The sequence below is a fragment of the Nonomuraea sp. NPDC001636 genome, assembly GCF_040298265.1.
Taxonomy (GTDB): domain Bacteria; phylum Actinomycetota; class Actinomycetes; order Streptosporangiales; family Streptosporangiaceae; genus Nonomuraea.
On the sequence record NZ_JBEOZT010000002.1, the window covers coordinates 321587 to 346823 of the forward strand.

A 25237-nucleotide genomic window follows, 5' to 3' on the forward strand; every position below is an offset into this window, starting at 1 on the left:
CAAGGCTCTGTAGCGTTTTGTGACCTCGCGTTGTGCGGCTGCACAACGGGCCCCGGGCCGCGGTGGGCAGCGAGCCCGACTTCGCCGCCGCATCTGGACGGCGGCCCCGCCCGCCGGTTTGGGTGGGCCGCCATGGGGTCCTGTGAGGAAGACGAATGTCCGAGCTGAGCGTGGACGGTCTCGTGGTGGACTACGGTCCCGTCCGGGCGCTGGACGGCGTGTCACTGAGCGTGCCGTCCGGGGCGGTGGTGGCCGTGCTGGGCGCGAACGGCGCCGGGAAGACGACGTTGCTGCGGGCGGTCTCGGGAACGCTCCGGTTCCACCGGGGCCGGATCGCCGCGGGCGGCGTCACCGTGGCCGGGGCGCGGGTGGACGGGCAGCCGGCCGCGGCCGTGGTGCGGCGTGGCGTCACGCACGTGCCCGAGGGCCGCCGCGTGTTCGCCCGCATGACGGTGGAGGAGAACCTGCGGGCCGGCGGCCTGGGCACGCCGCGGGCGGCCGCCGTCCGGGCCGGGCGGCGGGTGCGCGAGCTGTTCCCCGTCCTGGCCGAGCGCGCGCACCAGCGCGCCGGGCTGCTGTCGGGCGGCGAGCAGCAGATGCTGGCCATCGGCCGGGCGCTGATGGCCGAGCCGTCGGTGCTGCTGCTGGACGAGCCGACGCTGGGCCTGGCCCCGCGGGCGGCCGCCACGATCGCCGCCACGATCAGGGCGATCAACGCCGCCGGCACCTCGATCCTGCTCGTCGAGCAGAACGTCGCCACGGCCCTGTCGCTGGCCTGCCACGCGTACGTGCTGGAGGTCGGCGCGGTCGCGCTGGCCGGGCCCGCGGCCGAGCTGGCCGCCGGTGACGAGGTGCGCCGCCGCTACCTGGGCGTGGACGACGGGACCCCGGCCCCGCGGGCGAGGGCCGGATTGCCGAGGTGGTCCGCGTGACCCCGACATACCAACCGGATGGTATGCCCGCTCTGGAGGTGCGCGACGTGACCGTCCGCTTCGCCGGCCTGACGGCCCTGGACGGCGTCGGCTTCACCGTCGCGCCCGGCACCGTGCACGCGCTCATCGGCCCCAACGGCGCGGGCAAGTCCACCTGCTTCAACGTGCTGTCCGGCGTCTGCCGGGCCGCCTCGGGCAGCGTCCGGTTCGGCGCGAGCGAGCTGACCGCGCTGCGCCCGCACCGGATCGCCGCGCTCGGCGTCGCCCGCACGTTCCAGAACATCGCGCTCTCCCCGCACCAGCCGGTGCGGGACAACCTGCTGCTGGGCCGCCACCGGCTCACCCGGGCCGGGTTCGTCGCCGCCGGGCTCGGCCTGCCGGGCGCGCGCCGCGAGCAGCGCGCGCACGCCGCCAGGGTCGCCGAGATCGCGGCCTTCGCCGGGCTCGCCGCGGTGCTGGACACGCCGGTCGGGCTGCTCCCGTACGGCCTGCAGAAGCGGGTCGAGCTGGCCAGGGCCCTGGCCATGGAGCCACGCCTGCTGCTGCTGGACGAGCCGGTCGCCGGGATGAACGGCGGCGAGCGGCTGGAGATGGCCGGGCTGATCCGGTCGGTACGCGAGAGCCTGGGCGTCTCCGTCCTGCTGGTCGAGCACGACATGGGCATGGTCATGCGGCTGGCCGACCGGGTGACCGTCCTGGACTTCGGCCGCCGCATCGCCGACGGGCCGCCCGCCGAGGTGCAGAACGACCCGGCGGTCATCGGCGCTTATCTGGGCGTGGAGGAGACGGAGTGATCACTTTTGTGGAGCTGCTCGTCAACGGGGTCTCGCTGGGTGCCGTCTACGCGCTGATCGCGCTGGGCTTCGTCGTCATCTTCAAGGCGACCGAGGTGGTGAACTTCGCGCACGCCTCGCTGCTGCTGGCCGGCGGGTACGTGGTGGCGCGGCTGCACCCCCACCTCGGCTTCTGGCCCGCGCTGCTGGCCGGGATCGCGGCGGCGGCGGTCATCGGGGCGCTGGTGGAGTTCCTGGTCATCCGCCGCTCGAAGGCCGGTTCGCACAGCGTGCTGGCCATCGTCACCATCGGCGTGGACATCGTGCTGACCACCGAGCTCACCCGGCGGATCGGCACCGAGGTGCTGGCCATGGGCGACCCGTGGGGCTCGCGGGTGCTGCGCCTCGGGCCGGTCACGGTCGCCGAGACCAGGGTCGTCGCGCTGGTGGTGGCCGGGGTGCTGATCGCGGCGTTCCTGCTGGCGTTCAAGTACACCGGGTGGGGGGTGGCGATGCGGGCCACCGCCGAGGACCCCGAGACTGCCGCGCTCATGGGCGTGCGGCTCGGCCGGGTCTCGGTCAGCGCGTGGGCCGTGGCCGGGGCGCTGGCCGCGGTGGCCGCGCTGTTCCTGTGCGTCTTCCCCACGCCCGGCCTGGACCGCGGCTCCTCGCTGGCCGCGCTGAAGGCCTTCCCCGCCGCGATACTCGGCGGCCTGGACTCCACCACGGGCGCGCTGGCCGGCGGCCTGATCGTCGGCGTCACCGAGGCCCTGACCACCGGCTACCAGAACGACCTGGCCTTCCTCGGCCGCGGGATCGGCGACGTGGCGCCGTTCCTCGTCATGGTCGTCGTGCTGCTGCTGCGGCCCGCCGGGCTGTTCGGGACGCGGGAGCGGGCCCGTGTCTAGAACCGTGTCCAGGCCGGTCGTGTCACTGGTGGCCGTCTTCGTCGCCGTGCCGTTCTACCTGGAGGGGTTCTGGCTGCAGGCGGGCCTGTTCGCGATGGCGGCCGCGATCGGCGCGATCGGCGTCAACCTGCTGACCGGGGCGACCGGGCAGCTGTCCATGGGCCACGCGTTCTTCCTGGCCGTCGGCGCCTACGCCTACGTCTACCTGGCCGCCGAGCCCACCGCGACGCTGGGCGGCCTGGGCCTGCCGACCCCGGTGGCCGCGGTGCTGGCGGTGGCGCTGGCCGGGGTCGCGGGCGGGCTGTTCAGCCCGATCGCGGGCCGGCTCAAGGGCGCCTACCTGGGCATCGCCACGCTGGCGCTGATCTTCGGCGGGCAGCATCTGCTGTTCAACGCCGGGCCGGTCACCGGCGGGTTCAACGGGCGTGCCGTGCCGGCGATGGAGGTCTTCGGGTTCGCCTTCGCCGACGGGCCGGAGCTGGTCGTCATGGACGTGCCGTTCGGCGCGCTGGAGCGGCTGTGGTTCCTGGGCGGCCTGGCGCTGCTGGCAGCGGCGCTGTTCGCCCGCGGCGTGCTGCGCGGGCGGCCCGGCAGGGCGCTGAACACGATCCGCGACCACGAGATCGCGGCCGGGGTGATGGGCGTGCCCGTCACCCGCTACCGGGCCGGCGTCTTCGTGTTGTCGTCCATGTACGGCGGCCTGGCCGGGGTGCTGCTGGCCCTGGTCTTCCAGCGGACCGTGCCCGACTACTTCGGCATGCTGCTCTCCCTCGACTACCTCGCGATGATCGTCATCGGCGGCCTGGGCTCGGTGGGCGGCGCGGTGCTCGGCGCCGTCTTCGTCTCCCTGCTGCCGCAGCTGCTGACCCGTTACGGCGACGCCATCCCCCTGGTGTCGCCGTCCGGCTCCGGCGGCGGCCTGTCCCCCGCCGAGGCCGCCCGCATCCTGTACGGCGCCGCCGTCGTCGCCGTCGTCCTCTTCCTGCCGGGCGGCCTGCTCGGCCTGCCGCGCGCCCTGCGCGGCCGGTCACGGGGGCGCCGCCCGTCCGCATCACCGTCACCGGATCCGTCCCCGAAGACCAGGAGCTCACATGTCCCGTAACCGCACGGCCGTCCTGGCCGCGCTGCTGGCGCTGGGGCTGGCGGCCACCGCCTGCGCCAGCGGCAAGGCCACCGGCGGCGGCCAGGCGACCGCCACCGCCCCCGGCGGCGACGGCGTCAGGACCGGCCCCGGCGTCACCGCCGACACGATCACGCTCAGCCTGCTCACCGACCTGACCGGCCCCTACGCCTCGCTGGGCAAGAGCCTCACCCAGGCGCAGCAGCTCTACTTCGAGCAGGTGAACCAGGGCGGCGGCGTCTGCGGCAGGAAGATCGAGACCATCGTCCGCGACCACGGTTACGACGCGCAGAAGGCGATGGCCGCCTACGCCGAGGTCGCGCCGAAGACGGCCGCGATCCCGCAGTTCATCGGCTCGCCGATGGTCACCGCGCTCAAGGACCGGATCACCGCGGACAAGATCCTCACCCTGCCCATGGCCTGGGCCACCGGCCTGCTCGGCAGCGAGGCCATCCAGGTCACCGGCACCACCTACGACGTGGACATGATCAACGCCGTCGACTTCCTGGTGAAGGAGAAGGGCGTCAAGGCCGGGGACCGGATCGGCCACCTGTACTTCGAGGGCGACTACGGCGAGAGCGCCCTCGCCGGGTCCAAGTACGCCGCCGCCGAGCTGGGGCTCACGCTGGTCGAGCAGAAGATCAAGGCGACCGACCAGGACATGACCGCGCAGGTGGCGGCGTTCAAGAAGGCGGGCGTGCGGGCCGTGCTGGTCTCGGTCGGCCCGCGCCAGGCGGCCTCGCTGGTCGGCGTGGCCCTGGCCGCCGGGATGGACGTGCCGTTCGTCGGCAGCAACTCGGCCTACAGCCCGCAGCTCCTGGCCACCCCGGCCGCGCCGGCGCTGCTGAAGGACTTCTTCTACGTGACCGCGGGCGCCCCGATCAGCGCGCCGCTGCCCGCCTACGCCAAGCTCATCGCCGACTACCGGGCCAAGTACGCCGGCCAGCCCCTGGACAGCGGCGTGGCGGCCGGCTGGACCGCGGCGATCATCGTCGGCGACGCGCTGCGCAAGGCGTGCCAGGCCAAGGACCTCAGCCGGGCGGGCATCGTCGCGGCCCACCGGTCGCAGAAGTCGTGGGAGGCCGGGCTGGGCGGCACGCCGATGGACTTCAGCGTCTTCGACCGGCCCGCCTCGCGCGCCTCCTACGTGGTCAAGCCCGACAAGCAGGCGGTGGGCGGCGCCGTCATCCTCAAGGAGGCGGCGGTGTCGGAGCTGGCCGGGAAGTACACCGTGCCGCCGTCCGGCTGACCGGCGGGCTCACACCGGCGGGCTCACCGCCCGGCGGGCTCGCCGGTGAGCCCCGCCGGGCGGGGGGGCGGCCAGCATGCGGCGGTAGACCGCCTCGTAGGCCGCGGCCATCGCCCCCACGCCGAAGTGCCGTTCGACGTGGGCGCGGCAGGCCCGCGGGTCGAGCCGCCCGGCCGCCTCGATCGCCGCGGGCAGCTCGGCCGGCTCCCGCAGGACGAACCCCGTCACGCCGTCCACCACGATCTCCGGCACCGCGCCCCGGCCGATGGCGACGACGGGCGTGCCGCAGGCCATGGCCTCGATCACCACCATGCCGAACGGCTCCTCCCACTGGATGGGGAAGACCATGCACCGGGCGGCGGCCAGCAGCTCGCGCTTGCGCCCGGCGTCGGCCTCGCCGAGATAGGTGACGCCGGGGCCGAGCCGCGGCCGTACGTGCTCGTCGAAGTAGGCGTGCTCGCACGGCTCGGTGAGCTTGCCGGCCAGCACGATGCGGCGGCCCGCCGCGCGGGCGGCGTCGATGGCCAGGTGCGGGCCCTTGCTGTGGCTGAAGCGGCCCAGCCACAGCACCCAGTCCTCCTTGTGCTCCCGGAAGGGGAAGGAGGCGGTGTCGAGCGCGTTGTGCACGGTGGCGATCCAGTTGAGGTCGGGGGCGTCGGCGCGCTGGGCGTCGGAGACGGCGATCAGGTTGACCCGCTCGCCGAGCGCCCGGTACACCTCGCCCAGCTCGCCGCCGGCGTCGCCGTGGCAGGTGACCACGGTCGGGGTAGCCCGGCCGAGGGCGGTGAGCGGCCCGGCCAGCGAATGGTCGTGCACGACGTCGGCGGGCAGCCCTTCCAGCGCCCGCCACGCCTGGGCGGCGTGCAGCACCTCGGGCAACCCCTCCCCGATCCGCTCCGAGGGCGCCTCGGGGTAGGTGACCAGGAACTTGGCCGGAAGACCCGTGCTGCCCGCGCCGATCAGCGTCACCTCGTGGCCGCGGGCGGACAGGCCCGTGATCAGGTCGGCGAGCATCTGCTCGATCCCGCCGTAGGCCCGCGGCGGCACCTCCTCCCAGGGCGGAGCGACCATCACGATGCGCAGCGCGCCTTCCCAGTCGTCCTCGGCTTCCGTCGTCATCCCAGCACCTCCCCGTGTCGGTCCGGTCGTCACAGCGCCGGCAGGCCGTGCGCCCTGCGGGCGGGGCCGGAGCGGCAGGCGCCGCTGATCGGGCAGCGCGGTTCGGTGACCAGCTCGACGCCGTCGGGCAGGCCGGACACCAGCGGCGTGCCGTCCTCGCCCCTGATGCGGATGCCGACCCTGGAGTCGCCCACCGGCATGCCCTTGATCGTCACCTCTCCGAACCCCTCGGGCAGCGCCGGGACCAGCCACAGCTTCCCGTACGGCACCCACGGGTCCAGCCGCAGCAGCGTGCGCAGGAGCTGGATGGGCGCGGCGGCCGCCCACGCCTGCGGCGAGCACGACGTCGGGTACGGCACCGGCCGCCGGTACTCCTCCTTGCCGAACCCGCAGAACAGCTCCGGCAGCCGCCCCCCGAAGGCGTGCGCGGCCTCCAGCAGCCCGACGGCGATGCGCTGGGCCTCTTCGACGTGCCCGTAGCGCATCAGCCCGGCGGCGATGATCGCGCTGTCGTGCGGCCACACCGAGCCGTTGTGGTAGCTCATCGGGTTGTAGGCCCCCATGGACGAGGCCAGCGTGCGCACCCCGAACCCGGTGAACATCTCGGGCGAGAGCAGGTGGCGGGCCACCTGCTGGGCCTTGTCCTCGTCGGCGATGCCGGCCCACAGGCAGTGGCCCATGTTGGAGCCGAGGCCGTCGATGGGCCGGCCGCGCCCGTCCAGGCCCATGGCGTAGTAGCCGGGGCCGGGCAGCCAGAACCGTTCGTTGAACGCCTCCCTGATCTCGCGCGCCCGCTGCACGTAGCGCCGCTCGGCGGCCTCGTCGCCCTGCTGGCAGGCGAAGTGCGCGCGGGCGAGGTAGGCGGCGTAGACGTAGCCCTGCACCTCGGCCAGGGCGATCGGCGGGCGGGCGATGGTGCCGTCGGCGAAGTTGACGCCGTCGAAGGAGTCCTTCCAGCCCTGGTTGACCAGGCCGCGGTCGGTCTTGCGCTGGTACCAGACGAAGCCGTCGCGGCTGGCGTACTCCTCGATCCAGGCCAGGGCGGCGTCGGCGTGCGGCAGCAGTTCCTCGACCGCCTCGCGGTGCACGCCCCAGCGGCGCAGCTCGCCGAGCAGCATGACGAACAGCGGGGTGGCGTCCACCGAGCCGTAGTAGGCCCGCCCGCCGTACGGCGAGGAGCCATCCTGGACGCCGAAGCGCAGCTCGTGCATGATCTTGCCGGGCTCCTCCTCCGACAGCGCGTCGACCTTGGTGCCCTGGAGCCGGGCCAGCCTGCGCAGGGTGCCGAGGGCGAGCGTCTGGTCCAGCGGCAGCGCCATCCAGGAGGTCAGCAGCGAGTCGCGGCCGAACAGCGTCATGAACCAGGGCGCGCCGGCGGCGATCGCGGGCGGCTCGTCGGGATGGTCGCGGTCGAACAGGCGCAGGCTGCCCAGGTCCTCGCGGGAGCGGGCCAGGGCCTCGACGAGGGCGGCGTTCGTGCTCTCCAGGACGGGGGTGCTGGCGGTCCACTCGGCCAGCCGGCGGGCCGGCTCGGCGTGGTGGGGAGGATGGGCGACCGGGAACCGGGCCGAGGACTCCTCGCCCTCGTGGACCGGCGTCACCAGCACCGTGACGTGCCATTCGCCGCGGGCGGGCACCACGACGTCGAAGGTGAGCAGGCCCGGCGCGGTGACGACCGGCGTGCCGGGCGGTTCGACGGCGATCCTGGCGCCGCGGGCGCGGCTGGGCGAGTAGACCTCGATGCCGCGTTCGCCGGGGTTCATCTCGACGTCCTCGGCGGGCCAGCTCCGTTCGGACTTCACCTCGAACAGGTCGGCCAGGTCGGCGCCGGCCTGCACGCACACGACGCAGCCCGCGGCCTCCTCGGACATGTTGCGCAGCGTGAGGTCCTCGCGCAGCCCGCCGCCGACGTAGCGGTCGCGCACCACGAGCAGCGTGCTCTCGGCCCATCCGGGACGCGGCCGGGCCTTGCCGAGGAAGGTGGCGTGGTACGGCTCGCCCATGATGACCTGCAGCGGCTCGACGGGATGGTCGTCCACGCGCAGCATCCAGCGGGACAGCAGGCGGGTGTCGGCGTGGTAGACGCCCTGCGCGCCCCCGGGGACGATGTCGCCGCCGCACTGGCACACGCAGAACGAGCCGCCCTCCACGAGCGTGACCGTGTCGCCCAGCGCGCCGGGTTGTCCCTCGAAGGTCCATGCGTTCACCGACGAACCCCCAGTCCTTCCCCCGGTCCCGCGCCTCGCGGGGGCAGGTCCCCGCACGTCAGGAGTGCTATCCGGAGGAAGAAGGGGAAATCCCATGACTGTCTAGATTCTTAACCCTTCATCCCGATATTTCGGTATCTGGGAGGGTTTCGGCCGAGGAGGGTGATTCCTCCCCGGCCGGGGGCCTCAGGCGGCGGCCTTGGCGGTGAGCGCCACGGTCGCCTGGCGGGTGATCCCGCTGACGGTGACCGCGACCGTCACCTGGCCCGCCCGCAGGGCGGTGATCGTGCCGGTGCCCGGGTCGAGCACCGCCACGTGCCACGGCTTGGCCGTCTGGCGGGTGCCGACGTGCAGGTTGGGCGAGCCGGACCAGGTCACCGAGACCGGGTAGGCGGCCGGGACGGCCCGGTCGTCCTGCCGGATCGCCGCCGTGACCGGCGCGGGCGCGCCGACGGCGACGGTCGCGGGCGCGGTCAGCGTCAGCTCGTCCACGTGCGGCCGCACCTGCGCGCCGATCCAGTCGGGCGCGTCGGTGAACCAGTTGCGCCGGACGTGCTCGGCCTCGGCGGGCGTCACGGGGTCCACGCCCCACAGCGACCAGCCGGTGAAGCCGCCGTCCTCGGGGGCGGTGGCCGGGTTCTTGCCGGAGTTGCCGTTGATGAAGTACGGCACCGCGTCCACCCGCGAGGCGTTGAACGTGCCCACGTGCCCGCCGATGAAGGCCGCGCCCTTGCCGGTGTCGCGCTGGAAGGCGGCCAGCCAGCCCTCGACCAGCGCGGCCTCCTTCCGGTCGCCGAGCTGGCTGCCCTTGCCCGGCGTGGGGTCGCGCGGCGGCACGTGGAACAGCACGGCGACCGATCCGACGGAGGCGTCCTTCGCCGCCTTGTCGAGCTCGGAGCGGAGCATCGCGACCTGGTCGTAGCCGCCGCCGCGCAGGTTCAGGCGGGAGGTGTCCAGGGTGACGAAGCGGGTGCCCTTGTGGTCGAAGGTGCCGTACGTGTCGCCGAAGACGGCCTTGAAGTTGTCGATCTTGCCGCCCATGACCTCATGGTTGCCGGGGATGTAGTGATATTTCAGCTCTCCTCCCAGCTCCTCGTCGAGGATCTTCTTCGCCAGCGCGAAGTCCTCCGGCGACGCCTCGTCCACCAGGTCGCCGTTGATCAGCAGGAAGTCGGGCTTGGCGGCCTTGATCTCCTTGAGCGTGCGGCGGGCGTTCCTGACGATGTCGCTGTCGGGATTCCTGGCCACGAACTGGGCGTCCGACATGACCGCGAACCGCCAGGGCGCCTTGGCCACGTCCGCCTTGACCACGGGGTCGGCGACCTTGGCCACGGGGGGCGCGGTGATCGACGGCGGCACCTTGGCCACCAGGCCGTCGATCAGGATGTCGTTGCTGTACTTGGCGTCGGCCCTGGTCTCGGCCACGTAGAAGCGCCGGAGCTTGAGCGGGTAGTTGACCCCGGCGGGCACCGGGAACTCGACGTACTGCCAGCCGGTCCACGTCAGGTACGGCCCGCGCAGGATCTGCGACTGGCCGAGCGCGTCGTAGAACTCCAGGCTGGGCCACTCCCCCTTGCCGGTGGAGTTGATCCACAGCCCGAACGCCTGCGGCTGCCCGTCCACCACGATCTGCTGCGGCGGGCTGGCGTAGGCGGCCCGGGTGGCGGTCGAGGTGGTGAAGTCGTAGGACAGCTTGAGCCCGCCGCCGCTCTGGCCCGGCGCGGCCGACAGCGAGCCGGTGGCGCGGGCGGCGGCGAAGGTCCACTTGGCCGCGTCCTCGAAGTCGGCGACCGGCTTGGACTCGAAGCCGACCGTCACCGGCACGGCCGTGGTGATCTTGCCGACCTTGGCGGTGATCAGCCCGGACCCGGTGGCCTGCCGGGCCTTGACGGTGAAGTAGCCGTGCTCGGCCGGGGTGACCTCGAACAGGTTCCGGTCGTAGTCGAGCGTGAGGTCGTCCGGCTCGATGGGCGCGGAGTTGCCGTTGTGGTCGTAGCCGACGACGCCGAAGGCGGCGCTGCCGTCGGCGCCCGAGATGCCGAGCCGGTCGGCCGTGGCGCCGAGCCGCTGCAGCGGCTGGAGCACGGTCAGGTCGATCGTGCCCTTGGCGCCGCCGCGCGCGGCGGTGACCGTGGTCTGGCCGGGCACCAGGGCGTGGAACCTGCCGTTCCTGATCACGCCGTGCACGGCCGGGTTGGCCCGCCAGGACGGCGTGCCGGCCGCGGGGCCGTACGTCTCGTCGTAGCCGGCGGCGGTCAGCCGCCTGGTGAGGCCGGGGAAGACGCGGTCGGGACGGCCGCCCGCGACCGGGCCGACGCCGGGCGCCTTGGCCGGGTCGCTCGCGGTCTCCAGCCAGAAGCCCTTGAGCTTGCCGCTGCCCTCGGGCGCGTACAGCGCCAGGCCGTTGGGCACGTGGCGCTCGCCGCCGTCGGAGGGGCTGTTCTCCACCTGCACCTCGGCCGAGCCGGGCTCGCGCGCCAGCAGGGTGGAGGAGCCGCCGCCGTCGAGGTTGAGCGCGTTGGCCGCGCCCAGGTCCACCATCATGGCGGCCAGCTCGTTGAGCGTGACGCCGCGGCTGTCGGCCTGGCGGCCGTCCACGGTCAGCAGGTACATCTTCCTGCCGTCGGCGGAGAAGCCCACGGCGGTGCGCGGGTGCGCGGCCGGGTCGCCGCTGTTCTGCACGACGCCGTCCTTGACCAGGACGTAGTTGCCGCCGACGGCCGCCTTGACGGCTGCGCCGTCCGACGCCTTCGGCTGGTACCTCACGTCCACGCGGTCGCCGGCCTTCAGGGCCGACAGGGCGGCGGCGCCGGCGTCCCGGCCGAGCAGGATCGTGGTGCCGGCCGGGATGGGACCGGTGCCGGCGGCGTTGCGCACCTCGGTGACCACGCCGTCCACCAGCACGACCTCGGCGACCGTGGCGGCGCCCTCGACGGCGCGGGCCCGGCTGTAGGAGCCCCACAGCGGCGTGAACAGGCCGACGCCGCCGTTCTGCACCATCTGGTTGAACTGGGTGAGCGCGATCGGCGCGCCGCCGGAGGGCGTGGCGGTGCCCTCGAAGTACATCTTGAGCACCCGCCCGACGCCGTCGCCGGTGACGGCGACGGCGTTGTCGTGCCCGGCGGCCGGCGACTGGACCAGCGTGCCGTCCTGCACGCCGATGCCCTGGGCGGCGCCGGAGTTGTTGATGTCGAAGAAGTCGCCGTTGACCGCCGCCACCGCGCGGGTGCGCCCGGCGGGGCCGGACAGCGGCTCGGTCTTGGTCACCTCGCCGGAGAAGACGTAGTCGGCCCTGGGGCCGCCCTTCCCGCCGAGGTCGGCGGTCAGCGCGTCGGCGCGCAGCCAGCCCTGCGCGTCGTAGGTGTCGAACGAGGTCAGCGAGAGGCCCGGCGCGACCGGCCTGGTCCTCTTGGCCGTCTCCAGGCGGGGCTGCCCGGCGGTGGCCTGGCTGATCAGCGTGGAGGGCGGCGGGTAGGAGGACGCCTTCAGCGCGTCCTCGGCGGGCGGGGCGGGGTCGGCCTGCGCGGGCGCGCTCAGGGCCACCGGCCCTAACACGAGCGCGGCGGCGGCCAGGAAACGGAGGGTCTGCACGACCGAACTCAATCGTTCGTGGATATAAGTTTCAAGACTTCGGAGTGAACTAAAAGAAAATTTCAGATCTTGTGGCGCCCCGGGCCGCGCCGGACGATGGGACGCGTGGATCGACAGGCGCTCTACCGCGACCCGTACCCGCTCTACGCCCGCGCCCGCGCCGCCCCCGGGCTCACCTTCGTCGAGGAGCTGGACGCCTGGCTGGTGGCCCGGCACGACGACGTGCGCGAGGTGCTGTCCAGGCCGGACGACTTCTCCTCCCAGAGGGCCCTGCGGCCCGACGTGATCCCGAGCCCGCGGGCCTTCGCCGAGCTGGCCGGGGTGCCGGGCGGCGCGCCCGTGGTGCTGAGCACCGACGGCGAGGCGCACCGGCGCTACCGCAGGCCGCTCACCCGCGGTCTGTCGCCCGCCCGGGTGGCCGCCGCCCTGCCGTTCGTCACCACCACCGCCGCCGATCTGGTCACCGCGTTCGCCGAGGCGGGCGGGGGCGAGTGGATGTCCCGCTACGCCAGGCCGCTGCCCGCCGCCGTGATCGGCCACCTGCTGGGCCTTCCCCCGGCCGACGTGCCCATTGCCATCAGGGGCGGCTTCCGGGCCGAGGACCTGCTGTTCACCCCGATGCCCGAGGACGAGCAGATCGCCGCCGCCCGCGACGTGGCCGCGCTACGGCGGCTGCTGGCCGCCCACGCCGCCCGTTCAGGCGGATCCGACGACCTGACCGGCGAGGTGGTGCGCGGCCTGGCGCCCGGCCCCGGCGAGCCGACGCCCGTCCAGCGCGACGAGATCGCCTCCAACGTGGAGAACGTCATGCTCGCCGGGCATCTCACCACGACCGCGCTGCTCGGCTCGGCCGTGCACCGCCTGCTGCGCGACCGCCGCCAGTGGGAGCTGCTGTGCGCGAGCCCGGCCGAGCTGATCCCGGCCGCGATCGAGGAGGCCGCCCGGTACGAGGCGCCCGTCCAGGGCTTCCGCCGCCGCGTCACCAGGCCGCTCACGCTGGCCGGCACGCCGTTGGAAGAGGGCTCGACGGTCTTCGTCTCCTTCGCCTCGGCCGGCCGCGACGAGGCGGTGCACGAGCGGCCCGACGTCTTCGACATCACCCGGCCGCGCGCCCGCCACCTGGCGTTCGGGCACGGCGTGCACGGCTGCCCCGGCGCGTTCCTGGCCCGCGAGCAGCTCAGGGTGACGCTGGAGCTGCTGGTGGCCGAGCTGCCCGGCCTCCGGCTGGCCCGCGCGGACGTCGTGATGGCCGCCACGCTCATCCACCGCGCGCCCGAGGAACTCCATCTGACCTGGTGAGCTGGGCCAGGGTCTCCTCGTAGGCCGGGTCGAGCCAGTAGTCGGAGTGCCAGCGCGCCTCGGGCAGCGGCTCGCCCGGCCCCGGCTGGAGCGGGTCCCAGCAGAACCGGTCGACGGTCTCCTCCCCCTCGCCCGCCGGACGCGGCCCGAACGGGTCGACCCGGCGGAAGACCGGCCCCCCGATGGGGTCGCTCAGCCGGTACAGGTTCGTCCAGCGGACGGCGTCGCGCATCGCCGACAGGCCGGGCGTGCCGAAGTAGGCGGGGAAGAAGGCGGCGTACAGGCGGCGCAGCGGCGAGCCGTGGGTGAGCAGCCGGACCCGGGGCCGCAGCTCGGGCCGCACCTGGAGGACGAGCGCAGCGGTGAGCACGCTGCCCTGGCTGTGGCCGGACAGCACCACCTCGTCGTCGGCGGTCCTGGTCAGGGTCTTGACCCGGGCGAGCAGCTCGGGGATCACCCGCTCGGTGTAGCAGGGCGGCGCCAGCGGGTGGATGGCCCTGGGCCAGAAGGTCGAGACGTCCCACAGGATGCCGACCGTGCGGCGCAGCCGCGTGTCGCTGTACGTGCGCCGGCCCAGCAGCACCAGGCCCACGACGATCGCCGTCATGGCCCAGCTCCCGATCGAGGCCAGCAGCCCGGCCAGCCCGCCCACCGGGGCGAACAGGTGGAACCGGTAGATCACGGTCACCGCGCCGGAACCGGCCACGCCGATGCCGGTGAGCACGGCCAGCACGAGCCCGGCGCGGTCGGTGAGCGCGGCCAGCGCCCACTTGCCGGCCACGTCCCGGTCGTAGGCGCCGTAGTAGGGGGTCAGCTTCGGGGTGAGCGCGGCGGCGGCCGACCCGCGGGCCAGCCACAGCTCGGCCGCCACGGCGACGAACCCGATCATCAGCAGCGGCACGAGCGCGGCCGTCCACCAGACCGGGTCGTCGAGGTAGAGCCTGCGCTCGACCGGCCCCGGCTCGGCGGCCGAGGCGGGCACGCCGAAGAACGTGGCGGTCCAGAACAGCAGGCCGAGGGCGAGCACGTTGGCGCTGCCGGCCGCCACCATCAGCGTGAACCAGGCCGCCATGCCGCACATCGCCCGCCGCTCGATCGGGTCGCCGGTCTCGGCCGGCCGGTCCATGCGCGCCAGGACGAACGTCGCCACCAGGATGAACAGCCCGAGCCCGACAGTCAGCGCGAACTGGAACGCTCCAACGCCGATGCCGGGCAGCTGCCGTCCCGGCAGCGCGGGCGACATCCCGGCCAGGGCGGCGGCGATCGTGGCCACGAAGGCCAGCGGCCCGGCCACCCGCAGCGCCCGGCACGCGCCGGTGAGCCAGGGCGGGACGGCCTCGCCGGGGGCCAGCCGCCTGGCGATGCCGGGCAGCGCCGCCAGCACGGCGGCGGCGACCTGGACGGCGGCGTTGGCGGCCGTCAGCGCCAGCCCCCGCGGGTCGCCCACGAACGGCGCCGACACCGCCAGGCCGATCGAGCCCAGCGCGAAGGCGACGTGCACGGCCCGCAGCCGCCACACGGGCGCGCCGCCGTGCCACAACCGCGGCCGGGCCAGCAACGGCCCGGGACGCGAGCCGCCGTCGTGCGGGATGCCGGTCTGCTCGTCGCGCTCCCAGGTGCGCCGCGCCAGCCACCACAGCAGCACGACCACCGCGAACGGCGCCAGCGCGGCGACCGCGAGCCGCCGCGACGGCTCGGCGCCCCACAACTCGCTCATCCAGTGGACCCAGGCGGGCGCGCTCTCGCGGGCGCAGGCCCGGCCGGCCGCGGTGCACTGCCAGCCGACGAGGTCGACGCTCGCCCGGGTGACCGCGCCCACGAGGGTGCCGGTGAGCAGCAGCGCGAACAGCCGCTGCGCCGCCTCGGCCACGTGCCGCAGGCGGGCGCCGGCCGGCGGTCTGGGGAGCATGAAGTAGGACAGGTTGGCCAGGGAGAAGGGCAGCAGGAGCAGCCAGAGCGCGATGGTCCTGCCGCCGGAGGTGAGGCCGCCCCAGGCGTAGGCCTCGCGGTGGCGGACGCCGGGCAGGTCGTCCTGCTCGCCGTCGGGCCGGCCGCCGGGCCACCAGCGGCGGTAGAAGCCGGTGGTGGCGTCGCCGGCGATCTGGCGGGGGTGGGGATGGTTGAGGATGCTCGCCGGCGGGGTGCCGGAGACGCCGTGCACACGTAGTTCGGTCATGCCTCCGCAGGTGGGGTCCAGGAATCCGTCCATGAGCCCAGGATCACGCAAAGTCACTGATTACGCAAAGTAATGACACGGTCACGTAAACGCAGGCGGGTTCTCCGGCCCTCTCCTGGCGGCTAGAGCCCTGTGGGGAAAGCCGTATTTCCGCACATCGGGGGCTTACTCGGCGTACATCTGAAGCGAGGGCACTGAAGCGAGGCATCATGACGACGACGCTGCCGCAGCAGCATTCACCGGGACCGGACGACCAGCTCCGCTCGGCGCGGATCAACGGCTGGTTCGCGGTGCTCGCGGCGGTGCTGGCGGCGGTGGTGACCTTCGTCGGCACGGTCGCCTACCAGGAGGCCGCCAAGGAACGCCAGGGCTGCGCCGCGACCCCGAGCCGCGAGAACTGCGACAAGAAGGACGCCGGCGTCACCGGCTGCGACAAGGACGCGGTCACCGTGCCCGGCGGCACCGCCGTGCGGACGGTCGCCGCCGGGAGGATGCTCCTGGAGCTGCGCTGGAGCCGCACCTGCCAGACCCTGTGGGCGCGGGCGCAGCCGCAGAACAACGTCTTCTACCTGCAGCCCTGGACGGAGCCCGACCGGAAGGACGCGACCCGCTTCTTCGCGCCGGGCGAGCGCACCCGGGGATGGCTGGAGTCGCCGATGGCCTTCAGCCCGGGCGGGAACGTCGCCGCCAAGGCGTGCTCCTTCGGCGGCCACGGCCGGGCGGACGCCGAATACGCCTGCACGGCCATGCTCATGCCCGACGGCACCGACGTCACCGAGAGCTAGGGCCTGCGCCCGGCGCGGCGTCCTCGCATGGGCCGCCGCCGGGCGGGCACCATGATCTACGTGACCGCGATCGGCGACGGCGAGGCGCGGGCCCACTGGATCGACAGGGAGACGGTCGTCTGGACGGTGGATCCGTCGCTGACGCACGCGCTGGCCTGCGCCCCGGCCGGCGGCATCGCCTGCCACGACGGCCGCCTGACCGGCCATGCCGTGACCGTCCCGCTCACGCCCGGCGCGCTGGACGACGCGCGGCGGCGGGCGTGGCCGCACCTGGCCGGCGGCACCGCGCTCAAGCTGCGCCCCGAGGACGCCGGGCTGGTGAAGGAGGCCCTGCGCGGCCAGGTGGTGGCCGTGGCCCGCGACGGCTCGGGCGCGGTGGCCGCGGCGACCGGCGTGCAGATCCCGGGCGTGCTCGACGACGTCTACGCCGGGGCCGTGCGCGCCGGGCTCGGGCCGTCCGGACGGCTGCTGCCCCGGCTGGCCCTCTGGGCCCCCACCGCACGGCGGGTGGAGCTGGCGCTCGGCGGCCGCCGGCACGCGATGCGGCTGGAGGAGGAGACCGGCGTGTGGTCGATCCGCGGCCTGCCCACCTGGTACGGCAAGGACTACACCTACCGCGTCACCGTCTACTCCCCCGCCGCGGGCCGCGTCGTCACGAACGAGGTCACCGACCCCTACAGCCTGGCCACCGCGCCCGACGGGGTGCGCAGCAGGCTGGTGAGCCTGGACGACCCCGCGCTCAAGCCGCCCGGCTGGGACCGGCTGGCCAAGCCCGTCCCGGTCCCGCTGGACCGCGCGGTCATCTACGAGCTGCACGTACGCGACTTCTCCGCCTCCGACGCCACCGTGCCCGAGGAGCTGCGCGGCACGTACGCGGCCTTCGGTCACGACGGCGCCGGCATGCGCGAGCTGCGCGCGCTGGCCGCGGACGGGCTCACCCACGTGCACCTGCTGCCGGTGTTCGACGTGGCCACGATCCCCGAGCGCCGGTCGGACCGGACCGAGCCCGGCTGCGACCTCGCCGCCCTGCCGCCCGACTCCGAACGGCAGCAGGAGATCGTGGCGCTCACCGCGGACCGCGACTCCTTCAACTGGGGCTACGACCCGCTGCACTACACCGTCCCAGAAGGCTCGTACGCGACCGACCCGGACGAGCGGATCACGGAGTTCCGCGCCATGGTCGCCGCGCTGAACGAGGCCGGGCTGCGCGTGGTCATGGACGTGGTCTACAACCACACCCACTCGGCGGACGTGCTGGACCCGATCGTGCCCGGCTACTACCACCGCCTGCTGGAGGACGGCTCCCTGGCCACGTCCACCTGCTGCGCCAACACCGCGCCCGAGCACGCCATGATGGGCCGGCTGGTGGTCGACTCGGTGCGCACCTGGGCCAGGCAGTACAAGGTGGACGGCTTCCGCTTCGACCTCATGGGCCACCACCCGAAGGCCAACATCCTGGCCGTGCGCGCCGCGCTCGACGCGCTCACCCCCGAGCGCGACGGCGTGGACGGCCGCTCGATCATCCTGTACGGCGAGGGCTGGAGCTTCGGCGAGGTGGCCGGCGACGCCAGGTTCGAGCAGGCCACGCAGGCCAACATGGCCGGCACCGGCATCGGCACGTTCGACGACCGGCTGCGGGACGCGGTGCGCGGCGGCGGCCCGTTCGACGCCGACCCGCGCGTGCAGGGGTACGGCTCCGGCCTGGCCGGCGCGCCCAACGGCGCGCCCGTCAACGGCTCGGAGGAGCAGCAGCGCGAGCGCCTGCGCCACTGCACCGAGCTGGTCATGCTGGGCCTGACCGGCGGCCTGCGCGACTACGTGCTGCCCTCGGGCCGCGCCGGCTCGGAGGTCGGCCACAACGGCGCCGCCGCCGGTTACGCCGCCCGGCCGGACGACGTCGTGTCCTACGTGGACGCGCACGACAACGAGACGCTGTTCGACGCGCTGGCCTACAAGCTGCCCGCGGGCACGCCGATGGCCGACCGGGTGCGCATGCAGGTGCTGTCGCTGGCCACGGTGCTGCTGGGGCAGGGGGCGGCGTTCGTGCACGCGGGCAGCGAGCGGCTGCGCTCGAAGTCGCTCGACCGCAACTCCTACGACTCCGGCGACTGGTTCAACCGGCTGCTGTGGGACTGCTCGGCGGGCAACGGGTTCGGCGCGGGCCTGCCGCCGCGGGCGGACAACGAGGCCGCCTGGCCGTACGCCCGGCCGCTGCTGGCGGACCCGGCGCTGCGTCCCGGCTGCCCGGCGATCAAGGCGGCGCGGGCGGCGTTCGGGGAGCTGCTGCGGATCAGGGCCTCGACCCCGGCGTTCGCGCTGGGCACGGCGGAGGAGGTGCGGCGGCGGCTGTCGTTCCCGGCCGGCGGCGACGGCGTGATCGTGATGCGGGTGGACACCGCGGGGCTGGACCCGCGCTGGGACGCGGTGCTCGTGGTGCTCAACCCCACCCCGTCGCCCTGCACGCGGGTGCCGGGGGCGCCGCCGGGCCGCCGGGTGGCGCTGCACCCGGTGCAGGCAAAGTCGGCGGACGAGGTGGTCAGGCGGTCGTCCTACGACCCGGCGGCCGGCACGCTGACGGTTCCGGCCCGCACGGCCGCCGTTTTCGTCATAAATGCCGAAAATTCCTCATAAATTAAAGTCTTTGGTGCCATAACCATGAATAGCGGTTGAGGAATGATCGCATCGCCTGAGGGAACCATTCCTGTGGAAGATGCCCGATCACTGGCTTTGACGCGCCCGACAGCGCAAACTGGCTGGACGGCGATCGCGTGGAGCATGGAGCACCCCGTGGACAATCACCTTGATCACATGCCGGTCCTGTCCCGCGGCAGGCATCGCAACCCGAAGCGCGGCGCCTGTTTCATGGAACTGGCGTCCTACCTGGCCGGCGAGCGGTGGAGCGACCACCCGGCCTGCACCCATCCGCTGCTGGCCGCACTCGCCCGCCTGGTCAACGACAACACCGGCGACGAGAGCCGCGCCCAGCTGGTCGGGCTCGTGCCGTCCATCATCGGGCTGGCCGGCGACGATCTGCGGATCGACGCGCACATCGCGCTGCGCTGCGCGACCACGGCCCTGCCCGTCGCCGCCGCCGAGCGCCAGCTCGCGCTCGCGGTGTCGGTGCTGGCGGCCGAGGAGATGCTGGCCAGGCTCGACGGCGCGCCGTCCGGCCGGTTGAGCGAGCTGAGCCGCAGGGCGATGGAGCAGGTGCCGCACGCGGCCGAGCAGGCCAGGCGCTTCAGCCGGGCCGCCAAGATCACCGAGAAGGGCTTCCGCCGGTACGCGGCGCCCAACGCGGTGCAGCTCGCCGTGGTCGGCATCGTCCAGGCGTGCATCAAGGACCCCGACGCGCTGCTGCGCAGGCTGCTGGAGGACGCGATCGCCGACTGCGACGCGATCGTCAACGGCCCGAAGGCCACCCGGGCCGCTCAGCCCGGTGCCGCTGAGCCGGCTCCCGTCAGCCCGGCGCACGCCTGACCCCGTCCGCGTCCCTCCGGCTCCCGCGTGCCGCGGGCTCCGGGGGGACGTTCGCGTTTCCCGTCCCCATGCACGTGGTCGCGTGTGCACGGCCGGTGACGCAGCGGGAAAACCGCAGATCAGGCTAGCCTCTCCTTCGTTGCGGATCATGCCGGAAGGCCCTAGATTCCGTGACGAACTGCCAATAAGGGGAGGATTGTCATGACGATCGAGCTTGCCCGGCCCCACTCTCCTGAGAAGCACCACAGCCACCGTGACGTCACCGGCGGCTGGTTGCGCCCGGCGGTGTTCGGGGCGATGGACGGGCTGGTCTCCAACGTGGCGCTCATCGCCGGCGTCGTCGGCGCCGCGGGCGCGGGGCGCGGCGCGGTGCTCGCCGGGTTCGCCGGCCTGGTCGCGGGGGCCTGCTCGATGGCGGCGGGCGAGTACACGTCGGTGCGCTCCCAGACCGAGCTGATGCGGGCCGAGATCGCCGTGGAGCGGCGCGAGCTGGCCCGCAACCCCGACGGCGAACGCGCCGAGCTGGCCGCCCTCTACCGGTCGCGCGGCCTGGACGCCGACCTCGCCCGGCGGGTCGCCGAAGGGCTGTCGGCCGATCCGGAGCAGGCGTTGCGCGTGCACGTGCGCGAGGAGCTGGGCGTCGACCCCGACGACCCGCCCTCGCCCTACCTGGCGGCCGGCTCGTCGTTCGTCGCCTTCGCCGCGGGGGCGCTGGTGCCGCTGGCGCCGTTCCTGTTCGGGGCGTCGGGGCTGTTCCTGGCGCTGGCGCTGAGCATGGTGGCGCTGTTCGGGTTCGGCGCGGCGGTGGCGGTGATGACCGCGCGGCCGTGGTGGCTGGGCGGCCTGCGCCAGCTCGGGCTGGGCGCGGGCGCCGCCGCCGTCACCTTCGGCCTCGGGCACCTGCTCGGCGTAGCCGTCTCCTGACGCGGCCGCGCCCGGCCGGCGGCCGCGCCGTCTGCCGACGCGGCCGCGCACCGCTCATGGCCGGGCCGTCGAGGGGCCGCTCAGGGGCGGCCGGCGACGGCCAGGTTGACGCCGAGGCCGATGAGCGCGGCGCCGGTCAGCCCGTCCACGGCCTTGCGCACGCCGGACCGGGCGAACACCCGGCGCAGCGTGCTCACCACGTTCGCCACCGTGAGGAACCAGACCATCGTGCCGGCCAGCGCGACCGCCGACAGCAGCAGCGTGTCGCCGAACGCGCCCCCCTCGCTCACGAACTGCGGCACCAGGGCCACGAAGAACAGCGCGGCCTTGGGGTTGAGCACGTTGGTCAGCAGCCCTTCGGCGAAGGCCGCCCACGGGCCGCGGTCGGCGGGGGCGGGCAGGTCGAGGTCGAGCGCGCCGCCCTTGCGAAGGGCCGCGCGCAGCGCCTTGACCCCCAGGTAGAGCAGGTAGGCGGCGCCGACGATCTTGACCACGGTGAAGGCCATGGCCGAGGCCGCCAGCAGCGCGGCCACGCCGGTGCCGGCGGCCACCACCCAGACGGCCACGCCCACGGCGATCCCGGCCGCCGCGGCCATGCCGTGCCCGCGCCCGGACAGCGCCGAGCGGCGGACCACGACCGCGAAGTCGGGGCCGGGCGACATCGCCCCGAGCATCACCAGGGCGCCGAATCCCACGAACTGCGTCAATGAGGTCATCATGGCGTCCACCTTACGAGCACCCGGCCCTCGGGGATCAAGGTGGACAGCTCCCACGTCCAGCTCGGCACCGTGATCATCTCGGCCGGATGGTCGAGCGGAACGGGCGTGTCCAGCAGCACGGAGTGCGACGTGAGCGGCAGCCCGCCCTCGGGGACGACGACGCTCACCAGCGGGGTGCGCAGGCTGGGCCCGTCGGGCTCGTCCAGGTCGCTGGACACCCAGGTGGGCTCACCGTCGAAGAACGTGCACACCAGCGCCCCCGCCGGCGCCGCGCCGGAGTGCCGCAGGGCGCCGGCGGGCAGCCAGGCGTGCTCCCCCGGCAGGTACCTCACCCCCGACACCCGCAGCTCGCCCTCCAGCAGCACGAACTCCTCCCCCGCCAGGTAGTGGCCGCGGCCGGGACGGCTCCACCGGGGCGGGAAGCGGACCAGCGACGTGCCGCCGCCCAGCGGGGCGACCCGCACCGGCAGGTTGGAGCCGGGCAGCAGCGCCTCGTGGCCGGGCAGCCCCGCGTCGAGCAGATCGATGAGCACGTCAGATGATGTGCCCCCGTTACTTCCTGTGACGCCACTTCTTGAAGATGGTCCGGATCGTCAGCACCAGGGCGAGGCCGACGATCTGGCCGCCCAGCACGATCCGGTTGACGTCGACGGCCGGACGCCACTGCACGTCGCCGTCCTTGATGACGAACACCCCGGCGGGGGTGGCGCTGTAGCCGAAGCCGCCACCGCCGCCGCTGCCGAGCTCCTCGCCCTTCTCGTCCCGGCCCTGCCCCTGACCGGCCCCGCCGCCCTGGGCGACCCGGGCGACGGGGATGACCAGGACGTCGCCGTGGTGGATCGGCTCACCGAAGACGCGCCTGACGGTGACGGCGTCCTTCGACTGTTCCAACAGCTCCTTGATGTCCATGCGCCCATCGTTCACCCGGATCGGCCGCTAGTCGAACGTGGTGGAGATCTCGTGCCAGCCGCCCGGCGGGATCCTCTCCGCCGGTTCCGGCCCCCAGGTGCCCTTCTCGTACGGCAGCGGCTGGTCGGGCAGGTCGAGCAGCCGGCCCACGATCCGCCACGACTCCTCCACCAGGTCGAACCGGGCGAACCGCCGCGGGTCGCCGCTGACGGCGTCGGTCAGGATGCGCTCGTAGGCGGCCTCCATCGGCCCGAGCACCTTGGTGAAGTCGACGCTCACCGGCACCGGGATCGTCCGCTGCCGGCCGGGCTCCTTGGCCAGCACGTCGAAGGTCACCCCGGCGTCGGGCTGCAGCCGGAACCTGATGAGGTTGGGCCCCGGCGGCACGTCGCCGCCGCGGAACATCGTCACCGGCGGCTTGCGCAGCTCGGCCACGATCTCCAGGTCGGTGGTGGGCAGCGCCTTGCCCGAACGGATGCACCAGGGCACGCCCGCCCACCGCCAGCTGTCGATGTAGAGCCGCATGGCGACGAACGTCTCGGTGGTGGAGCCGGGCCGGACGCCGGGGGTGTCGAGGTAGCCGTCGTACCGGCCGCGCACGACGTGGGCCGGGTCGACGGCCTGGACGGCGCGCAGCACCCGCCACTTCTCGTCGAGCTGCGCGCGGGCGTCCATGGACGGCGGCGGGTCCATCGCCAGGATGGCCAGCAGTTGCAGCAGGTGGTTCTGGACCACGTCGCGGACCGTGCCGTTGGCGTCGTAGAAGCCGCCGCGGTCGGCGACGTCGAAGTCCTCGGCCATGGTGATCTGCACGCTGCGCACGTAGTTCCGGTTCCACAGCGGTTCCAGCAGCATGTTGGCGAACCGGAACACCATGAGGTCCTCGACCGGCTCCTTGCCCAGGAAGTGGTCGACCCGCCGCAGGTGGTCCTCGTCGAAGTACTTCAGCAGCTCGTCGTTGAGTTTGCGCGCGGAGTCGAGGTCGTGCCCGAACGGCTTCTCCACCACGAGCCTGGCCTCGTGGTTGAGCCCGGCGCCGGCCAGCCCCTCGGCGACGACGGAGAACAGCGCGGGCGGCACCGCCAGGTAGTGGACGAGGAACCCCTTGCCCTCGACCTCCTGCCGCAACCTCGCGAACGTCCCGGGGTCGCGGTAGTCGCCCGCCACCAGCCGCAGGTTGCCGGCCAGCTTCTCGAACGCCGCGTCCTGGACGCCGCCGCACGCCTCGCGGGCGTGCTCGCGCAGCGCGTCGAGGTCCATGTCGGTCTTGGCGACGCCGATGATCGGCAGGTCGAGCCTGCCGTCGGCGGTCAGGTGGTAGAGCGCGGGGAGCAGCATCTTGCGCGCGAGGTCGCCCGTGACGCCGAACAGGACCAGCGCGCCCGCCCGCCGCATCTCTAGGCCCGCCTTCCGCGCAGCTCGCGATACCTGCGCACGAGTTGTTCGGTCGAGGAGTCGGGGAAGGTCTGCGGCGGCTCGTCGGAGGTGAGCGCGGGCGCCACGTCGAGCGCCATCTTCTTGCCCAGCTCGACGCCCCACTGGTCGAAGGAGTCGACGCCCCAGATCGTGCCCTCGACGAACACGATGTGCTCGTAGAGCGCGACGAGCTGGCCCAGCGTGGACGGCGTGAGCTTGGTCACCAGGATCGTCGAGGTGGGCCGGTTGCCCGGCATCACCTTGTGCGGCACGATCTCCGGCGGCGTGCCCTCGCCCGCGATCTCCTCGGCGGTCTTGCCGAAGGCCAGCGCGCTGGTCTGGGCCAGCAGGTTGGCGGTGAGCTGGTCGTGCATGCCCTCGCGGTCCTCGAACGGCTCGGCGAAGCCGATGAAGTCGGCCGGGACGAGCCGGGTGCCCTGGTGCAGGAGCTGGTAGAAGGCGTGCTGGCCGTTGGTGCCCGGCTCGCCCCAGAAGATCTCGCCGGTCGGGACGGTGACCGGGCTGCCGTCGGCGCGCACCGACTTGCCGTTGGACTCCATGGTGAGCTGCTGGAGGTAGGCCGGGAAGCGGTGCAGCCGCTGGCTGTAGGGCAGCACGGCGCGGGTCTCGGCGCCGAAGAAGTCGGTGTACCAGATGCCGAGCAGGGCCATCAGGACCGGCATGTTGGCGTTGAAGGGCGCGGTGCGGAAGTGCTGGTCCATGCTGTGGAAGCCGGACAACATCTCGCGGAACCGGTCCGGCCCGACGGTGATCATCAGCGACAGGCCGATGGCGCCGTCGTAGGAGTAGCGGCCGCCCACCCAGTCCCAGAAGCCGAACATGTTGTCGGTGTCGATGCCGAACTCGGCGACCTTCTCGGCGTTGGTGGAGACGGCCACGAAGTGCTTGGCGACCGCGTCCTCGCCGAGCGCTTCGACCAGCCAGGAGCGGGCGACCCTGGCGTTGGTCAGCGTCTCCAGCGTGGTGAAGGTTTTGGAGGCGACCACGAACAGCGTGCTGGCCGGGTCGAGGTCGCGCAGGTTGCCCAGGATGTCGGCGGGGTCGATGTTGGAGACGAACCTGGCCTCGACGCCGGCGTCCACGTAGTCGCGCAGCGCCTCGTAGGCCATGGCCGGGCCGAGGTCGGAGCCGCCGATGCCGATGTTGACCACGGTCCTGATCGGCTGCCCGGTGGCGCCCTTCCACTCCTTGGACCTGACGCGGTCGGCGAAGGCGCTCATCTTGTCCAGCACCGCGTGCACGTCGGCCACGACGTCCTGGCCGTCGACGACCAGCTTGGCGTTCTCCCGCATGCGCAGCGCGACGTGCAGGACGGCGCGGTCCTCGCTCACGTTGATGTGCTCGCCGCCGAACATCGCGGCGATGCGCTCGCGCAGGCCCGCCCGCTCGGCCAGGGCCACCAGCAGGTCGATCGTCTCCTGGGTGGCGCGGTGCTTGGCGTAGTCGAGGTAGAGGTCCCCGGCGCTCACCGTCATCCGCCCGGCCCTGCCCGGGTCCTCCGCGAACAGCTCACGAAGCTGCTTTCCCGCCAGCTCCTCGTGATGCTTGCCCAGAGCCGCCCACTCCTGGCTCTGGCTGATGTCGCCGTTCACCGCTTCCTCCTCATACGTCG

19 protein-coding genes are annotated in these 25237 nt (G+C 73.6%); 10 read left to right on the forward strand and 9 right to left on the reverse strand.

Features of this window, described 5'->3' with window-relative positions:
* Positions 1 to 155 precede the first annotated feature (155 nt).
* From ABT158_RS05230 to ABT158_RS05250, 5 genes are read left to right on the forward strand one after another with little or no spacing between them, the layout of a single operon-like run.
* Positions 156 to 932 (forward strand): ABC transporter ATP-binding protein, encoded by a 777-nt coding sequence (locus tag ABT158_RS05230; protein WP_352351085.1) that lies wholly within the window; start codon positions 156 to 158, stop codon positions 930 to 932.
* Positions 933 to 955: 23 nt separating this feature from the next.
* Positions 956 to 1726 (forward strand): ABC transporter ATP-binding protein, encoded by a 771-nt coding sequence (locus tag ABT158_RS05235; RefSeq protein ID WP_352351087.1) that lies wholly within the window; start codon positions 956 to 958, stop codon positions 1724 to 1726.
* Positions 1723 to 2613: a branched-chain amino acid ABC transporter permease gene (locus tag ABT158_RS05240; RefSeq protein WP_352351088.1), complete on the forward strand. Its 891-nt coding sequence runs from the start codon at positions 1723 to 1725 to the stop codon at positions 2611 to 2613. The genes ABT158_RS05235 and ABT158_RS05240 overlap by 4 nt, the downstream gene beginning before the upstream one ends.
* A complete protein-coding gene (locus tag ABT158_RS05245; RefSeq protein ID WP_352351090.1) occupies positions 2606 to 3715 on the forward strand; it encodes a branched-chain amino acid ABC transporter permease in 1110 nt (369 codons plus the stop codon). Before ABT158_RS05240 ends, ABT158_RS05245 begins: the two co-directional genes overlap by 8 nt.
* Entirely contained in the window at positions 3705 to 4982 is a 1278-nt protein-coding gene (locus ABT158_RS05250; RefSeq protein ID WP_352351092.1) for an ABC transporter substrate-binding protein, read from the forward strand. Before ABT158_RS05245 ends, ABT158_RS05250 begins: the two co-directional genes overlap by 11 nt.
* Positions 4983 to 4991: 9 nt before the next feature.
* On the opposite strand, the gene ABT158_RS05255 is transcribed toward ABT158_RS05250, so the two are convergent.
* The 3 genes from ABT158_RS05255 to ABT158_RS05265 all read right to left on the reverse strand — a co-directional run bounded on the left by ABT158_RS05255 (position 4992) and on the right by ABT158_RS05265 (position 11899).
* Positions 4992 to 6101, reverse strand: a complete 1110-nt coding sequence (locus tag ABT158_RS05255; RefSeq protein ID WP_352351094.1) for a glycosyltransferase family 4 protein — start codon at positions 6099 to 6101, stop codon at positions 4992 to 4994.
* A gap of 29 nt (positions 6102 to 6130) precedes the next feature.
* A complete protein-coding gene (locus ABT158_RS05260; RefSeq protein ID WP_352351096.1) occupies positions 6131 to 8308 on the reverse strand; it encodes an amylo-alpha-1,6-glucosidase in 2178 nt (725 codons plus the stop codon).
* A 186-nt stretch (positions 8309 to 8494) separates the two neighbouring features.
* Positions 8495 to 11899 carry a phosphodiester glycosidase family protein gene (locus ABT158_RS05265; protein ID WP_352351098.1) on the reverse strand — a complete coding sequence of 1135 codons (3405 nt, stop codon included), beginning with the start codon at positions 11897 to 11899 and terminating at the stop codon, positions 8495 to 8497.
* 105 nt (positions 11900 to 12004) lie between these two features.
* Between ABT158_RS05265 and ABT158_RS05270 the strand changes: the two genes are divergently transcribed.
* Positions 12005 to 13198: a cytochrome P450 gene (locus tag ABT158_RS05270; protein WP_352351100.1), complete on the forward strand. Its 1194-nt coding sequence runs from the start codon at positions 12005 to 12007 to the stop codon at positions 13196 to 13198.
* Here the strand turns inward: ABT158_RS05270 and ABT158_RS05275 are convergent.
* Positions 13158 to 15407, reverse strand: a complete 2250-nt coding sequence (locus tag ABT158_RS05275) for a hypothetical protein (RefSeq protein ID WP_352351102.1) — start codon at positions 15405 to 15407, stop codon at positions 13158 to 13160. The genes ABT158_RS05270 and ABT158_RS05275 overlap by 41 nt on opposite strands.
* 176 nt (positions 15408 to 15583) lie before the next feature.
* Between ABT158_RS05275 and ABT158_RS05280 the strand changes: the two genes are divergently transcribed.
* The 4 genes from ABT158_RS05280 to ABT158_RS05295 all read left to right on the forward strand — a co-directional run bounded on the left by ABT158_RS05280 (position 15584) and on the right by ABT158_RS05295 (position 20560).
* Positions 15584 to 16159: a DUF2690 domain-containing protein gene (locus ABT158_RS05280; protein WP_352351104.1), complete on the forward strand. Its 576-nt coding sequence runs from the start codon at positions 15584 to 15586 to the stop codon at positions 16157 to 16159.
* A gap of 60 nt (positions 16160 to 16219) precedes the next feature.
* Positions 16220 to 18790 (forward strand): pullulanase-type alpha-1,6-glucosidase, encoded by a 2571-nt coding sequence (gene pulA, locus ABT158_RS05285; RefSeq protein WP_352351106.1) that lies wholly within the window; start codon positions 16220 to 16222, stop codon positions 18788 to 18790.
* Positions 18791 to 18946: 156 nt separating this feature from the next.
* Entirely contained in the window at positions 18947 to 19636 is a 690-nt protein-coding gene (locus ABT158_RS05290) for a hypothetical protein (protein WP_352351108.1), read from the forward strand.
* A 201-nt stretch (positions 19637 to 19837) separates the two neighbouring features.
* Positions 19838 to 20560 carry a VIT1/CCC1 transporter family protein gene (locus tag ABT158_RS05295; protein ID WP_352351110.1) on the forward strand — a complete coding sequence of 241 codons (723 nt, stop codon included), beginning with the start codon at positions 19838 to 19840 and terminating at the stop codon, positions 20558 to 20560.
* A gap of 80 nt (positions 20561 to 20640) precedes the next feature.
* Here ABT158_RS05295 and ABT158_RS05300 read toward each other — a convergent pair whose 3' ends face one another.
* Genes ABT158_RS05300 through pgi form a run of 5 tightly spaced genes read right to left on the reverse strand, consistent with a single transcriptional unit; the run spans position 20641 to position 25217 of the window.
* Positions 20641 to 21279 carry a LysE family translocator gene (locus ABT158_RS05300; protein ID WP_352351112.1) on the reverse strand — a complete coding sequence of 213 codons (639 nt, stop codon included), beginning with the start codon at positions 21277 to 21279 and terminating at the stop codon, positions 20641 to 20643.
* A complete protein-coding gene (locus tag ABT158_RS05305; protein ID WP_352351114.1) occupies positions 21276 to 21812 on the reverse strand; it encodes a cupin domain-containing protein in 537 nt (178 codons plus the stop codon). The genes ABT158_RS05300 and ABT158_RS05305 overlap by 4 nt, the downstream gene beginning before the upstream one ends.
* A 19-nt stretch (positions 21813 to 21831) precedes the next feature.
* Positions 21832 to 22188 carry a spore germination protein GerW family protein gene (locus ABT158_RS05310; RefSeq protein ID WP_352351116.1) on the reverse strand — a complete coding sequence of 119 codons (357 nt, stop codon included), beginning with the start codon at positions 22186 to 22188 and terminating at the stop codon, positions 21832 to 21834.
* Between the two features lie 27 nt (positions 22189 to 22215).
* Positions 22216 to 23583: a glucose-6-phosphate dehydrogenase gene (zwf, locus tag ABT158_RS05315; protein ID WP_352351118.1), complete on the reverse strand. Its 1368-nt coding sequence runs from the start codon at positions 23581 to 23583 to the stop codon at positions 22216 to 22218.
* A gap of 2 nt (positions 23584 to 23585) precedes the next feature.
* The gene (pgi, locus tag ABT158_RS05320) at positions 23586 to 25217 is read right to left on the reverse strand and encodes a glucose-6-phosphate isomerase (protein ID WP_352351120.1); all 1632 of its coding nucleotides are present in this window, start codon (positions 25215 to 25217) and stop codon (positions 23586 to 23588) included.
* Positions 25218 to 25237: the final 20 nt, after the last annotated feature.